The 14,020-nt window shown below is 72.2% G+C and carries 12 protein-coding genes and 1 pseudogene; 7 read left to right on the top strand and 6 right to left on the bottom strand.

From position 1 onward, the window contains the following. Positions 1-23: 23 nt before the first annotated feature. From cobA to KBY90_RS10915, 4 genes are read right to left on the bottom strand one after another with little or no spacing between them, the layout of a single operon-like run. Positions 24-839 carry a uroporphyrinogen-III C-methyltransferase gene (gene cobA / locus KBY90_RS10930; RefSeq protein ID WP_254968659.1) on the bottom strand — a complete coding sequence of 272 codons (816 nt, stop codon included), beginning with the start codon at positions 837-839 and terminating at the stop codon, positions 24-26. Next, on the bottom strand, positions 836-2,155 hold the full coding sequence (locus tag KBY90_RS10925) for a CbiX/SirB N-terminal domain-containing protein (protein ID WP_254968658.1): 1,320 nt from the start codon (positions 2,153-2,155) through the stop codon (positions 836-838). The genes cobA and KBY90_RS10925 overlap by 4 nt, the downstream gene beginning before the upstream one ends. Then, the gene (locus KBY90_RS10920) at positions 2,152-2,286 is read right to left on the bottom strand and encodes a hypothetical protein (protein WP_254968656.1); all 135 of its coding nucleotides are present in this window, start codon (positions 2,284-2,286) and stop codon (positions 2,152-2,154) included. Before KBY90_RS10920 ends, KBY90_RS10925 begins: the two co-directional genes overlap by 4 nt. A gap of 5 nt (positions 2,287-2,291) precedes the next feature. After that, entirely contained in the window at positions 2,292-3,989 is a 1,698-nt protein-coding gene (locus KBY90_RS10915) for a ferredoxin--nitrite reductase (RefSeq protein ID WP_254968654.1), read from the bottom strand. 263 nt (positions 3,990-4,252) lie between these two features. On the opposite strand from KBY90_RS10915, the gene KBY90_RS10910 reads away from it, so the two are divergent. The 5 genes and pseudogenes from KBY90_RS10910 (at position 4,253) to KBY90_RS10890 (ending at position 9,454) form a co-directional block, all read left to right on the top strand. After that, complete coding sequence (locus tag KBY90_RS10910) at positions 4,253-5,317, top strand: anthranilate phosphoribosyltransferase family protein (RefSeq protein ID WP_396122573.1); 1,065 nt, start codon at positions 4,253-4,255, stop codon at positions 5,315-5,317. Positions 5,318-5,512: 195 nt separating this feature from the next. Then, on the top strand, positions 5,513-6,814 hold the full coding sequence (locus tag KBY90_RS10905; protein ID WP_254968653.1) for a CmpA/NrtA family ABC transporter substrate-binding protein: 1,302 nt from the start codon (positions 5,513-5,515) through the stop codon (positions 6,812-6,814). A gap of 74 nt (positions 6,815-6,888) precedes the next feature. Then, positions 6,889-7,722 (top strand): nitrate ABC transporter permease, encoded by an 834-nt coding sequence (gene ntrB / locus KBY90_RS10900; protein ID WP_254968652.1) that lies wholly within the window; start codon positions 6,889-6,891, stop codon positions 7,720-7,722. A gap of 1 nt (position 7,723) precedes the next feature. Next, positions 7,724-8,542 (top strand): annotated as a pseudogene (locus tag KBY90_RS10895) (nitrate ABC transporter ATP-binding protein); the annotation flags it as partial. Between the two features lie 21 nt (positions 8,543-8,563). Further along, positions 8,564-9,454 (top strand): ABC transporter ATP-binding protein, encoded by an 891-nt coding sequence (locus KBY90_RS10890; protein ID WP_396122570.1) that lies wholly within the window; start codon positions 8,564-8,566, stop codon positions 9,452-9,454. On the opposite strand, the gene KBY90_RS10885 is transcribed toward KBY90_RS10890, so the two are convergent. Continuing rightward, entirely contained in the window at positions 9,455-11,704 is a 2,250-nt protein-coding gene (locus KBY90_RS10885) for a molybdopterin oxidoreductase family protein (RefSeq protein WP_254968648.1), read from the bottom strand. Positions 11,705-11,821: 117 nt separating this feature from the next. On the opposite strand from KBY90_RS10885, the gene KBY90_RS10880 reads away from it, so the two are divergent. Together KBY90_RS10880 and KBY90_RS10875 are read left to right on the top strand one after the other, a co-directional pair. Then, entirely contained in the window at positions 11,822-12,322 is a 501-nt protein-coding gene (locus KBY90_RS10880) for a nitrate reductase associated protein (protein ID WP_254968647.1), read from the top strand. After that, positions 12,319-12,996, top strand: coding sequence for a molybdenum cofactor guanylyltransferase (locus KBY90_RS10875; protein WP_254968646.1), 678 nt, complete (start codon positions 12,319-12,321; stop codon positions 12,994-12,996). The genes KBY90_RS10880 and KBY90_RS10875 overlap by 4 nt, the downstream gene beginning before the upstream one ends. A 3-nt stretch (positions 12,997-12,999) precedes the next feature. Here the strand turns inward: KBY90_RS10875 and dmeF are convergent, their stop codons facing one another. Beyond that, entirely contained in the window at positions 13,000-13,989 is a 990-nt protein-coding gene (dmeF, locus tag KBY90_RS10870; protein ID WP_254968645.1) for a CDF family Co(II)/Ni(II) efflux transporter DmeF, read from the bottom strand. Positions 13,990-14,020: the final 31 nt, after the last annotated feature.

Below are 14,020 nucleotides of genomic sequence, written 5' to 3'. Positions count from 1 at the left end.
TCCGGGCAGCGGCACCCGGCCGATCAGAAGGGGATCGGCATCTCCACGGCCGCCGGGGTGGGGCTGCAGGCGCTCACCCGCTGGGCCACCACCTCCCCCACCACCACGATCGAGGGGGAGGCGAAACCCGCGGCCTCCGCCCGCTCGGCCAGCTCGGCGAGGGGGCTGAGCAGCAACCGCTGGCCCTGAACCGTGCCCTGCTGGATCACGGCGGCCGGGGTGTCGGCGGCGAGCCCGCCCGCCAGCAGCTCCTCGGCGATGCGGTGCAGGTTGTGCAGGCCCATGTAGATCACCAGCCCGTCGCTGCTGCGGGCCAGGCCGCGCCAGTCCACCCCGGGGCGCTGTTTGTCGATCTCCTCGTGGCCTGTCACGAAGGTGACGCTGGAGCCGGCGCTGCGGTGGGTGACGGGAATGCCGGCATAGGCCGGAGCGGCGATACCGGCGGTGACGCCCGGCACCACCTCCACCGGCACGCCCTGGGCGGCCAGGTGGGCGGCCTCCTCGCCGCCGCGCCCGAACAGGAAGGGATCGCCGCCCTTGAGGCGCACGATGCAGCGGTGACGCCCGGCCAGATCCACCAGCACGGCGTTGGTGCTGGGCTGGGGCACCGAGTGGTGGCCGCGGCGCTTGCCCACGAAGTGGCGCTCGCAGCCGGGGGGCACCAGGTCGAGCAGGGCCCTGGGCACCAGCGAGTCGTAGACGAGGGCATCGCAGCGCCGCAGCAGGCGCTCGGCCTTCACGGTGAGCAGCTCGGGATCGCCGGGTCCGGCGCCCACCAGGTACACCGTGCCACTGCCGGCCGGAGGGCTGCCGGGTGCCGGCGGGTCCGGGCTGGTCACGGCAGGGCCTCCAGCTCCTCGAGCAGCAGCTGGCGCAGGGCCGGCCGCTGCAGCAAGGGGGGTCCCACCCGATCGCCCAGCCGATCGGTGAAGCGGTTGGCCGCCAGGGCCAGGGGCAGGGCCGGGGCTGAACGGGGCAGCTGGAACTCGGCAAGCTCCCCGGCACTGTATGGAGTGGCGTGCGCGCGCCCGCCGCTCACCTGCTCCAGCCGGGCCAGGTAGCGCCCGGCCAGGGGGGTGGTGAGCGGGTGATGCAGCAGCAGCGGCTGCAGGCCGGGCCCGGCATGGGCAGCGGCCAGGGCCTGCACCTCGGCGGCGAGACCCGCCTGCCAGCGGGGCCAGGCACCGAGGAAGGGCAGGCGCAGCAGGGGCGTGAGGCGGCGCCAGTGGGCGGCGATGGCGGGCAGATCGTGGCGCACATGGCCACCCGGCAGCAGCAGCAGCGGCACCAGGGTGAGCTGCGGTCCCGACCGCAGCCAGGAACCGGCCTCCGGCGGGGAGGCGGCCGTGAGCGCCTGCAACCGCACCGGCGCCCCGCGCCGCTGCTCCAGCTCCTGCGCCAGGTCGAGGACCTCGGCGGGCAGCACGCCGCCACTGCGGCCATGCACCACCAGCAGCAGCGGCTGCACCGGCGTCGCCGCCAGACGGCGCTGCAGGCGCAGGGCCACCGAGGGATCCAGCCCGCGCCGGGCCAGGGGCAGCAGCAGCCGGCGGCTGCGGGGCAGGCGGGCGAGCAGATCCACCGCCCCGGCCGCCAGGCGGGGGTCGAGATCAGCCGCCAGCCCCTGGAGGCAGCCGCGCAGATCGGCCCGGGGCCACACCGGCAGGCCTACGGCGACGCCCTCCAGGGCCGCGCGCCGCAGCGGCCCGGCAACCGGCGCCAGCAGCCAGCGCTTCAACACCGGCCAGGCCTGGGGCAGCCGCTGCGCCCCCAGCAGCGGCAACAGCCCCTCCGCCACCACCGGGGCCAGGCCGGCCGCCAGGGCCGCTGGCCCGTCCTGCAGCCGGGCCAGAAGCCAGGCGCCCAGCCGCGGATCGCGGTGGCGGCCCAGCAATGCCGGCAACCGGGGATCGGGAGAGGGCTGGGCGGCCCACCAGCGCAGCAGACGCAGCTCGGCGGCCGCATCGAGCTGCGCGGCCAGCGCCGTGAGCAGGTCGGCCTCCGGCGTCAGCGCACCGGTTTCGATGGCCCTCAGCCAGGGCTCCACGGTCAGGGCAGGGTCGCGGCGCAGCCGCTGCAGCCAGGGCCAGCGGGCGGGATCGCCGCTGGCGGGCAGGTCCGCGGGACTGGGCTGGGCGGAAACCAGGGGATTCACTCCAGGGTGAGCGGCGCATCTGCGCGGCCGCAGCGCCACTGCCGCTCGACCCTAAGGGCGGCGCAGCGCTGCCGCTGCCCCAGCCCGGGCCAGGGGCCGGAGACCACCCGCGCTGCCTGGGGAACCCCCATCGGACTCAGGCGCCGGCCGAAGTGCGGCGGCGGGCCCCGAAGCGCTCCACCAGCAGCTCTTCGAGCACGTCCGGCAGGTCGCTGAGCGGCACGCCCTTGTCGTGCAGCTCGGCGAGCTTCGGCTCGGCCTCCATGGACCCGCCCAGGAAGATCTTGGCGGCCTCCACCATCTGGCCGTCCTTGCGGGCCTTGGCGCCCATCAGGCCGATCTGGCCCATGTAGGGCTGGCCGCAGGCGTTGGGGCAGCCGGTCCAGTGCATGCGCACGGCGTGGGGCAGCTCCACGCGCCGCTCCAGTTCCTCGAGCACCGCCTGGGCCGTGCCCTTGGTGGGGATCAGGGCGAAGCCGCAGTAGGCGTTGCCGGTGCAGCTCACCGCCTCGGCCTGCAGGGGGGAGGGGTCGGGGCGGAGGCGCTGCAGCAGCGGCTCGGCCAGCAGAGCCTCAACGCGCTCGGCGGGCACGTTCACGATCAGGGCGTTCTGGGCCTCGGTGAGCCGCAGCTCGCCACTGCCGTGGGTGCGCGCCAGCCGCGCCAGCTCCGTCATGGCCTCGCCGTCGAGACGCCCCATGGGCACGTGCAGCCCCAGCCAGTGCAGCCCCTCCTGCTTCTGCGGCTGCAGGCCGAGGCCGTCGCGGGGGGCGCGGCTCACCAGGTGACTGCCGTCGTGGGGGCAGGCGGCCGCCGGGTCACCGCCCAGCTCCGGTCCCAGATCGGCCGCCAGCTCCTGCCAGCTGGCGAGCACCGCCTGGCGGTAGCCCTCCAGGCCGAGCTGATCGACCAGATACATCAGCCGGCTCCTGTTGCGCTGCTGGCGGTTGCCTGCGCGCTCGTAATGGCGCAGCACCGCCAGGGTGAATGCGGGCAGCTGCCCGGCCGGCAGCCACAGCCCCAGGGGGATGGCCAGCTCGTTGCGCTGGGCGGAGAAGAAGCCGCCCACCATCACCGTGAAGCCCAGGTCGCCCGCGCGCAGGGCCGGCAGGTAGGCGAGGTCGTTGTGGAGCAGGAAGCTGTCGGGGGCGCCGCCCACGGCCACATTGAACTTGCGGGGCAGGTTGCGCGGGCCGGCAGGGCCCAGCAGGGCCGCCTGGATGGCGTCCACCAACGGCCGGGTGTCGAGGAACTCCTCGGGATCGATGCCGGCCAGGGGGTTGCCGGTGATGTTGCGGGGGTTGTCGTGGCCCGACTGGCGGCTGGTCAGCCCCACCCCCTCCAGGGCCGCCATCAGGGGGGCCATGTCCTCCAGCAGCAGGCCGCGCAGCTGGATGTTCTGGCGGGTGGTGATGTCGGCGCTTCCATGCTCACCGCAACGGTCCACCGCCTCGGCCAGCACCTCCAGCTGCTCGGCGCGGATCACGCCGTTGGGCAGGCGCAGGCGCACCATGAAGCGGCCCGGGGTGACGGGGCGGAAGAAGATGCCCAGCCACTTGAGGCGGATGGTGAGCGTGGCCTCATCGAGGGCCTCCCATCCCTGGCGGCCCAGCTCCTCCAGCCGGGGGGCCAGCTCCAGGCCGCAGAGCTCGGCCTTGGCCTGCTCGATCTTGCTGAGGGGCGGGCTGAGGGGCGGCTGGCCAGCGGCCGGTGGAGCGGCGGCCGGTGGAGCGGCGGCCGGTGGAGCGGCGGCCGGTGGAGCGGTGGCCGGTGGAGCGGTGGCCGGTGGAGCGGTGGCCGAAGCGGCGGCGGATGGAAGCGATGAACCGGTCATGCGGCGGGGCCTCAACGGGCAGGTCAACCTCGGCATGCCCACCAGAACCGGGATGGCTCTGCGGCAGGCCCGAGCTGGCGCCAGTGAGGGCTACGCCGCCGGAAGCAGTGGTGGCAGGGGTTGGCGCCTATAACAGCAGCACCACCCCGCGTCATCGAGGATCTCCACGACGGAGACCACAGGATTGTCTGCCGCCGAGCCGTCCCTTCGTGTTGCAACCGCTACCGAGAACCGCGCTGACGCCGGATCCCGCCCCCGGCGCGATCGGTGAGGCGCGGCGGCTGCAGCGGCTGGACAGCCTGGGCGGCGAACGGGCCCGCTTCCGGGAACTGATCGGCAAGGTGGGCAGCGGCGAGCACACCAGCACCGGCCTCAGCCGCGACGAAGCCCGCGACGCCATGGACCTGATGCTCCAGGGCCGGGTGAGCGACGCCCAGATGGGGGCCTTCCTGATCGCCCACCGGATCCGGCGGCCGCTGCCGCTGGAGCTGGCGGGCATGCTCGACAGCTACCGGCAGCACGGGCCGGTGCTGCGGACGCCCGGCCGGCGGGCCCTCTGCTTCGGGGTGCCCTACGACGGCCGCAGCCGCACCGCCCCCCTGCTGCCCCTGGTGGCGCTGATGCTGGCCAGCACCGGCGTGCCGGTGGTGCTGCACGGCGGCGAGCCGATGCCGGTGAAGTACGGCGTCACCCTGGCCGAGCTGTTCGCCGCCATCGGCATCGACTGGCGCCAACTGCCGCTGGAGGAGTTGCAGCGGCGGCTCGACAGCCACCAGCTGGCGCTCACCCACCAGCCCCTGCACTTCCCCGCCGCCGAGCGGCTGGTGCCGGCCCGCGACGAGATCGGCAAGCGGCCGCCGGTGGCCAGCCTGGAGCTGCTCTGGACGCCCCACCGCGGCGAGCACCTGCTGGTGAGTGGCTTCGTCCATCCGCCCACCGAGAAGCGGGCCTGGGAGGCGCTGGCGGCGGCCGGCGAAACCGAGGTGCTCACGGTGAAGGGGCTGGAGGGCTCCACCGACCTGCCTACCAGCCGCGCGGGGATCACGGCCCGCCTGCGCCGGGGCCAGCCGGAGCGCCTGCTGCTGCATCCGCGCGACCACGGCCTGCACGGCGAGGAGACCCCCTGGCAGAGCCTGGAGGAGTGGCGGCAGCAGGCTCTGGAGGCCCTGACGGGCAAAGGTCCCCTGGCCGGGGCCCTGGTGTGGAACCTGGGGGCCCTGCTGTGGCTGGCCGATCAGTTCGAGAGCCTGGAGACGGCGCTGGACCAGGCCCGTGCCCTGCTGGCGGCCCGCAGCGGCGAACGGCTGCGCCAGATGCTGGCCCGCTGACACGGAACCCCCAGCAGCCGGCAAAGCGGAGATCGGTAACAACCGCAACGCTGCAACCCCGGGGCGACATGGTGATCTATTGGGGCCGGTCAGCATGAGGCGCCGGCGCAAGATTCAGGCCGGCTCGGTGCGCTTCGTTGTGGAGCCCGTCCGGAGTGCAGATCGTTTCCACTCCGGCTTCCATCGCGAGGTTCAATGTCCACGTTTTCCCGCCGTCAATTCCTGCTCACCGCCGCCGGCGGCGCGGCCGGTGCCATCTGGCTGAGCGCCTGCGGTGGCCAGAAGCCCACAGCCCAGGCGCCGGCCACCGGCGGGGCTGACGGACCTGAGGTGAGCGGCGCCACCCTGGGCTTCATCGCCCTCACCGATGCCTCACCGCTGATCATCGCCAAGGAGAAGGGCTTCTTCGCCAAGTACGGCATGCCCGACGTGAAGGTGGTGAAGCAGACCTCCTGGGCCGGTACCCGTGACAACCTCGAACTGGGCAGCGAGCGCGGCGGCATCGACGGGGCGCACATCCTCACGCCGATGCCCTATCTGCTGACCACGGGCTCGATCACCAAGAGCCAGAAGCCGCTGCCGATGTACATCCTGGCCCGGCTCAACGTGAACGGACAGGGCCTGTCCCTGTCCAACGAATTCCTGGCCGAGAAGGTCACCATCAAGGACCCGAAGATCAAGGCGATCGCCGACAGGAAAAAGGCCAGCGGCAAGCTGCTCAAGGCGGCGATGACCTTCCCCGGCGGCACCCACGACCTGTGGATGCGCTACTGGCTCTCGGCCAACGGCGTAAACCCCGTCACCGAGGCCGATCTGGTGGTGGTGCCGCCGGCCCAGATGGTGGCCAACATGCAGACGGGCACCATGGACACCTTCTGCGTGGGTGAGCCCTGGAACCAGCGCACGGTGAACCAGAAGCTCGGGTACACCGCCGCCCAGACCGGTGAACTGTGGGACAAGCATCCCGAGAAGGCCTTTTCGCTGCGCGCCGACTGGGCGGACAAGCATCCCAAGGCCACCAAGGCGATGCTGATGGCGGTGCAGGAGGCCCAGATGTGGTGTGACGATCCCGCCAATCTCGATGAGATGTGCGAGATCGTGGCGAAGGACCGTTACATCAAGGCCGCGGTGGCCGACATCAGGCCCCGTCTGGCGGGCGAAGTCGACTACGGCGACGGCCGAGTGGTGCAGAACAGCCCCTACAGGATGCTGTTCTGGGCCAGCAACGCCTCCTTCCCCTACAGGAGCCACGACCTCTGGTTCCTCACCGAGGACATCCGCTGGGGCTACCTGCCCCAGGACACCGACACCAAGGCCCTGATCGACAAGGTGAACCGGGCGGATCTCTGGAAGGAGGCAGCCAAGGCCATCGGCCAGGAGCAGGCGATTCCCGCCAGCGATTCGCGCGGCAAGGAGACGTTCTTCGACGGTGTGGTGTTCGATCCGGAGGATCCCAAGGCCTACCTGGCCGGCCTCACCTTCAAGACGCTCAAGTGAGCCTGGCGGAGCGGATCGCTCCCCCACCCCGGGCGCAGGCCCAGCCGCGCATGTCCTGATTCCATCCAGCCGCGATGACCACCCTCAGTCCCCCGCGCCGGCGGCAAGCCGGCCTCCTCCGCCTGCCCGGCCTGCGGCAGGTGGTGCCCTACGTCCTCTGCATCGGCGCCTTCCTGGTGGTGTGGCAGATGCTCTCGGCCCTGCTCGGGGTGACCCGGCTGCCAGGGCCGCTGAACGTGATCATCGACACCTGGGATCCCTACATCAGCCAGCCGTTCTTCGATGACGGCGGCACCAGCAAGGGCCTGGGCTGGCAGATCCTGATCTCGCTGCAGCGGGTGGCCCTCGGCTATGGCCTGGCGGCCGTGGTGGGGATCTCCATCGGCGGCCTGCTGGGCCTCAACCGCTTCATCGGCAAGGGCTTCGACCCGGTGGTGCAGGTGCTGCGCACCGTGCCGCCGCTGGCCTGGTTTCCGATCTCCCTGATGGTGTTTCAGGACGCCAACACCTCGGCGATCTTCGTGATCTTCATCACCGCCATCTGGCCGATCATCATCAACACGGCCGTGGGCATCAAGGAGATTCCCCAGGACTACACCAACGTGGCCCGGGTGCTGCGCCTGAGCAAGCGGGCCTACATCCGCAACATCGTGATTCCGGCCACCGTGCCCTACGTGTTCACCGGACTGCGCATCGCCGTGGGCCTGGCCTGGCTGGCGATCGTGGCCGCCGAGATGCTCAAGGCCGACGGCGGCATCGGCTACTTCATCTGGGACGCCTACAACGCCGGCGGCGACTCCAGCTCCAGCCAGATCATCCTGGCCATCCTCTATGTGGGCGTGGTGGGCCTGCTGCTCGACCGCCTCGTCGCCTGGGCGGGTCGCAAGGTGAGCCGGGGGGAGAACTGAGATGGCCACCGGACTGCTCACGGTTGACGCCGTCACCCAGACCTTCCCGCTCGACGGCGGCGGGCGCTATGTGGCCCTGCAGGGGGTGAATCTCGACGTCCGCGCCGGGGAGTTCATCACCCTGATCGGCCACTCCGGCTGCGGCAAGAGCACCCTGCTCAACCTGATGGCCGGCCTCAGTCAGGCCACGGAGGGGGGCATCCTCATGCACGGCCGCCAGGTCACCGATCCGGGGCCTGACCGGATGGTGGTGTTCCAGAACTACTCGCTGCTGCCCTGGAAGACGGTGCGGCAGAACATCGCCCTGGCCGTGGACACCGTCTATCCCCAGCTCAGCCCCGGGGAACGGCGCGAGATCGTGGAGCGCAACATTCAGCTGGTGAACCTCACGGCGGCGGCCGGCAAGTTTCCGGCCGAACTCTCCGGCGGCATGAAGCAGCGGGTGGCGATCGCCCGGGCCCTGGCGATCCGGCCGACGCTGCTGCTGCTCGATGAACCCTTCGGCGCCCTCGACGCCCTCACCCGCGGCAACCTGCAGCAGCAGCTGATGCAGATCTGCCAGGAGTCGGAGCTCACCGCCGTGATGGTGACCCACGACGTGGACGAGGCCCTGCTGCTCTCCGACCGGGTGGTGTGCCTGCGCAACGGTCCGGCGGCCGGCATCGGCCGCATCGTGGAGGTGCCCATTCCCCGCCCCCGCGACCGGCTGACGGTGATGGAGCACCCCGACTACTACCACCTGCGGGCTGAGCTGATCCACTTTCTGCAGGAGCAGCGCCGGCTCAAGCAGGTCGCCCGGCGCACGTCCAGAGCCGCCGCCTGATCCCAGCCTTCCGCACCGATGACCGCCACTGCTCCGTCCAGCTCGACCCCCTCCAGCTCGACTCCCTCAAGCTCGACCCCGTCCAGCGCCACCGTGACCAGCTCCACCACCACCGGCAGCTCCAGCGCCTTCCTGGAATTCCGCGGGGTGGGCCAGGTGTTCCAGACCCGCCGCGGCCCCTTCGAAGCCCTGCGCGACATCAACCTGCAGGTGCGGCAGGGGGAATTCCTCTGCGTGATCGGCCACTCCGGCTGCGGCAAGAGCACCCTGCTGAACATGGTGTCGGGCTTCCTGCAGCCCAGCAGCGGCAGCGTGACCCTGCACGGCACGCCGATCGAGCGGCCCGGGCCCGACCGCATGGTGGTGTTCCAGAACTACTCGCTGCTGCCCTGGCTCACGGTGTGGAAGAACGTGGAGATGGCCGTCAAGGCGGCGCGTCCCGAGCTGGATGGGGCCACCCGGCGCGAGGTGGTGGCCCACCATCTCGACATGGTGGGGCTGATGGAGGCCCGCACCAAGCGCCCCGGTCAGATCTCCGGTGGCATGCGCCAGCGGGTGGCGATCGCCCGCGCCCTGGCCGTGAGCCCGGAGGTGCTGGTGCTCGATGAGCCCTTCGGCGCCCTCGACGCCATCACCAAGGAGGAGCTGCAGGAGGAGCTGCTGGCCATCTGGCAGGAGCAGAAGCCCACCGTGCTGATGATCACCCATGACATCGACGAGGCGCTGTTTCTGGCCGATCGCGTGGTGATGATGACCAACGGTCCCTCGGCCACCCTCGGCGAGATCCTCGAGGTGCCGTTCGCGCGGCCCCGCATCTACGAGGCCATCCAGGACGACCCCCGATACGGCCAGCTGCGCAACCACGCCCTCGATTTCCTCTTCCGCCGCTACGCCCACGACCTGGACTGATCAGGCCGGCTCCAGGCTCACCGCAGCGCCCTTCAGTTCCGGCTGCTTGGAGATCGGGCAGCCCAGCTCGTGCATCAGCCGGTTGGCCTCGCAGGCCAGCTCCCCCTGGGCGGCGCCCCAGTGCATCGGCAGGAACACGGTGCCGCGGCGGATGCGCTCGCTGACCTGCACCCTGGCGGTGATGGCGCCCCGGCGGGAGCGCACCCGGGCCATGGCTCCATCGCCCAGGCCGGCGCGGGCCGCATCCTCGGGATGCACCTCCAGCAGCGGCTCCGGGTGCGCCTTGCTCACCCGCTCCACATGGGCCGTGCGGGTCATGGTGTGCCAGTGGCCCAGCAGCCGGCCCACGCTGAGCACCAGCGGGAAGGCGGCATCGGGCGGCTCCGCCAGGCCCAGGGGCGGATCGGCCCACAGCCGGGCCCGGCCGGAGGGGGTGGGGAAGCGGTGGCCCTCGGGTGCGCCCGGAAAGGGATCCTCGGCGGTGTAGAGCCGCGCCTGGCCGCCGCCCGGGGCGGTGCCGGCGGGGAAGGGCCACTGCTGGGGGCCGTGCCCGGCCAGGAGCTCATGGCTGAGGCCACTGCTGTCGCACACGCGCCCGGCGGTGAGCCCGACGAATTCGGCATACACCGCGGCGGCGGAGCCGTAGCGGAACGGCTCGATGAAGCCCAGCCGCCGGCCCAGCTCCGCGAAGATCGCCCAGTCGGGCCGGGCCTCGCCGGGGGGCTGGCGGAAGGCGCGGCAGAGGGTGACGCGGCGCTCCGAGTTCACCATCACGCCGTCCTTCTCGCTCCACTGGGCCGCCGGCAGCACCAGGTGGGCCACCGCCTCGGTCTCGGTGCCGGCGTAGGCCTCGCTGAGCACCACCAGCGGGCAGCGGGCCAGCGCCGCCCGCACCCGATCCAGTGAGGGCATGCTCACCAGGGGGTTGGTGGCCGTCACCCACCAGAGGTCGAGCTCACCGCGCTCCATCGCCTCGATCTGCTGCCAGGCCGAGAGGCCGGGCTGCGGGGCGATCGCACCGGGCGCCAGGCCCCAGTGGCGCTCCACCTCGGCCCGGTGCTGCGGATCGGCGACGGTGCGGTAGCCGGGCAGCAGCTGGGCCAGGCCGCCCACCTCGCGGCCGCCCATGGCGTTGGGCTGGCCGGTGAGCGAGAAGGGTCCGGCACCCGGCCTGCCGATCTGGCCGCTCACCAGGTGCAGGTTGCAGATCCCGGCCACGGTGGCGGTGCCCTCGCGGCTCTGGTTCACCCCCATCGACCAGAGGCTGAGCACACCCGTGGTCTCACACCACCAGTCGGCCAGCTGGCGCAGATCGGCGGCGGCGATGCCGCAGACGGCCGCGGCCCGCTCGGGGTCCCAGGCCCGCCAGAGGGCCTCCAGCTCGGCGAAACCCTCGGTTCGGGCGGCCACGAAGGCCGCGTCCACGCCACCGCGCTGCAGCAGCAGGTGACCCAGGCCGCAGAGCAGGGCCAGGTCGGTGCCGGGGGCGATGGCCAGGTGCAGGTCGGCGGCGTCGCTGGTGGCGGTGGCGCGCGGATCCACCACCACCAGGCGCGGGCCGGCCCCCCTGCGCCGGCGCTTCAGCAGCCGCTGGAACAGCACCGGATGGCACTCGGCGGTGTTGGTGCCGATCAGCAGCACCAGGTCGGCCAGGTCGAGGTCGTCGTAGCAGCAGGGGGGACCGTCGGAGCCGAGGCTGCGCTGGTAGCCCGCCACCGCCGAGCTCATGCACAGGCGTGAGTTGCTGTCGAAGTTGTTGCTGCCCAGGAAGCCCTTGAGCAGCTTGTTGGCCACGTAGTAGTCCTCGCAGAGCATCTGGCCGGAGCCGTAGATGGCCAGCGCCTGGGGACCCTTGGTGGCGAGAGTGGCCTGGATGCGCTCCACCAGCAGGGTGAAGGCCCGCTCCCAGCTGATCGGCTCGAAGGGCTGGTCGGTGCGCTCCCGCCACAGGGGCGTGGTGAGCCGGTTGTGGTGCAGGGTCTCGCCCACCGTGGCGCCCTTCACGCACACCTGGCCGAGGGAGGAGGGGTGGTGGCGGTCACCGCGGGCGGTCCACTGGCCCTCGGGCTCGGGGCCGGCCGGAGAAGCTGGGGCGCCAGGGGCCGGGACCTGGTGGGGGGGCGGCTTGAGCTCCAGGCCGCAGCCCACACCGCAGTAGGGGCACTGGGCCCTGGCGGCCACCGCAGCGGCGGCGGTGGCTGAAGGGGGCTGGACTGCAGGGGGCTGGGCCGGGGAGGTCTGTGCTGCCATCGCGAGGCAACCGCCCCCTGCCGTGTGGGGTGCATTCGACCAAGCCGATCCGCCCACCAACAGTGGCGGTTGCTACCGATTGCCGGGCTCCCGGCGTCGCCCGCCGGGCCGCCAGACTTGAACTCCCCACGCAGCGCCGTTCCCCTGGCCAGCCCCCTCACCAACACCTGCTTCGGTTTCGAGGCCGACTTCACCGCCGATCTGCGCTGCATCCCGATGGCGGTGCGGCGCAAGCTCGATCTGGCCGGCGTGAAGCTGAAGCTGCAGCACTGGGGCGGACTGAGCGACGGCGAGCGCGCCGAACTGCTGGCCTGGCCCGACGATGCCGCCGCCATCGAGGCCCTGCGCGAGCATCTGCTGCAGCGCACCGCCTCCCTCAGCACCGGCCAGGCCAAAGAGCTGCCGCGGCCGGCCGGCGAGCCCTGGCAGCAGAGCGAGCGGCTGCCGGAGGTGCTGGCCGCTTCCTGCGCCCAGCTGGGCCTGCGCGTGCGCGCCGACGGCTGGAGCGCTCTGGATGAGCTGCAGCGCTTCGCCCTGGTGAAGCTCAGCCACCCCGGCCACGAGCACCGCAACCTGCCGCGGGCCCTGGCCGAGTTCGGGCTGCTGGAGCGTGAGTGACGCAGCTGCGCTGCTGCCTGCTCAGCGGCGGCGACAGCCGGCGCATGGGCCGCGACAAGGCCCTGCTGCCCCACCCCGAAGGCGGCAGCTGGCTGGAACGCACGCTGGGCCTGCTGGTGGAGCTGGGGGCGCCGGTCACCCTGCTGAGTCGGCACCCGGCCCACCTGGCGCTGGCGCGAGGGCTGACTGTGCAGCGCGGCGAGGCGCAGGCGGGCGCTGCCGCGGCGCACATCACCCCCATCGCTGAGCCCCCGCCCTGGGAGGGCCCGCTGCTGGCCCTGCACCGCCTGATGGAACGCCACCCGCAGAGCCGCCTGCTGCTCTGCCCGGTGGACATGCCCTGGCTCAGCCTGGAAACGCTGCGGGCCCTGGTGGCCGCGGCGGACGCGGTTGGGAGGGAGGTGGATGGTGAAGCGCCGATCATCCACCTCGCCCACGACGGCCAGCGCCTGCAGCCGCTGCTGGGCATCTACCCCAGCAGCGCCCCCATCCGCGCCCAGCTGGCAGCTGCCATCCACCGGGGCGAGCGGGGCCTGCAGCGCTGGCTGGCCGGCCAGGCGTGCCGGCCCGTGCATCTCGATCCGCAGGCGCTGCGCAACGTGAACCGGCCCCAGGAGTTCGAGTCCCGGGATGATCCGAAGCAGGGATCGGTCGCCGGCAGCGAACGCAGCTGATGCTCAGGCCCGGCCGGGGCCGGAGGCGGCGCGAGCCCTTGGGCGGGCAGCGGCGGCGCCGCAGGCCGGGTCGCGGCAGGGGTTCACCTCCACCGTCACGTGCACCAGCGACGGGATGTCCTGCAGCAGGGTCCTGTAGTAGCCGGGGTCCTGCGGGTCGTGGGTCACCAGCGCGATCGCGGCCGCCAGGCGGCTGGGGGTGATGTGCCACACGTGCAGGTCACTGACGCGGGTGTCGCGGTCGCTCTCCAGGGCCTCGGTGACGGCGCGCCTGATCGATCCGCTCACCGAACCGTCGAGCAGGATCACGCCGGTGTCGCGGAGCAGGCCCCAGGCCCACTTGGCGATCACGGCGGCACCGACCAGGCCCGTCAGGGCGTCGAGCCAGATCCAGCCGAGCACCTTGCCGGCCGTGAGCGCCACGATCGCCAGCACGGACGTGAGCGCGTCGGCGAGCACGTGCACATAGGCGGCGCGGAGATTCTGGTCGTGCTCGTGGGCGTGGCCCGAGCCGTGCACATGGGCGTGTGCATGGTCATCGTGATCGCGCAGCAGCAGAGCGCTGATCACGTTCACCAGCAGCCCGATCGCCGCCACGGCGATGGCCTCGTCGAAGCGGATCGCCTGGGGCAGCACGAACCGCTCCAGCGACTCCATGGCCATCAGCGCCGCCACCACGCCCAGGGCGACGGCGCTGGTGTAGCCGCCCAGCACGCCCACCTTGCCGGTGCCGAAGCTGAAGCGGGGATCGGCGGCGTGGCGGCGCTCGTAGCGGTAGGCGGCGATCGTGATCCCGAAGGCGGCCACATGGGTGGCCATGTGCCAGCCATCGGCCAGCAGGGCCATGGAGCCGAACACGCTGCCGGCCACGATCTCGGCCACCATCGTGACCGCGGTGAGCACCATCACGATGCGGGTGTTGCGCTCGGCGCGGCTGCGGTCCTCCCGGAAGTCGTGCCCGTGCCGCCAGGGCTTGAGATCGTGGTGGTGCATGGAGTGCTGCCAGCCCTTCCATGCTGGCCGA

This window comes from Cyanobium sp. CH-040 (genome assembly GCF_024346135.1).
In the GTDB taxonomy this organism is placed as follows: domain Bacteria; phylum Cyanobacteriota; class Cyanobacteriia; order PCC-6307; family Cyanobiaceae; genus NIES-981.
Note: the sequence above shows the minus strand (reverse complement) of the source record. Positions and strands in the feature narration are given on the sequence as shown.

Excerpts from the sequence above, each read along its gene's own strand:
- KBY90_RS10920 (WP_254968656.1), bottom strand. The coding sequence starts at position 2,286 with ATGGGGGTTCCCCAGGCAGCGCGGGTGGTCTCCGGCCCCTGGCCCGGG.
- KBY90_RS10915 (WP_254968654.1), bottom strand. The coding sequence starts at position 3,989 with ATGACCGGTTCATCGCTTCCATCCGCCGCCGCTTCGGCCACCGCTCCA.
- KBY90_RS10905 (WP_254968653.1), top strand. The coding sequence starts at position 5,513 with ATGTCCACGTTTTCCCGCCGTCAATTCCTGCTCACCGCCGCCGGCGGC.
- ntrB (WP_254968652.1), top strand. The coding sequence starts at position 6,889 with ATGACCACCCTCAGTCCCCCGCGCCGGCGGCAAGCCGGCCTCCTCCGC.
- KBY90_RS10890 (WP_396122570.1), top strand. The coding sequence starts at position 8,564 with ATGACCGCCACTGCTCCGTCCAGCTCGACCCCCTCCAGCTCGACTCCC.
- KBY90_RS10885 (WP_254968648.1), bottom strand. The coding sequence starts at position 11,704 with ATGGCAGCACAGACCTCCCCGGCCCAGCCCCCTGCAGTCCAGCCCCCT.
- dmeF (WP_254968645.1), bottom strand. The coding sequence starts at position 13,989 with ATGCACCACCACGATCTCAAGCCCTGGCGGCACGGGCACGACTTCCGG.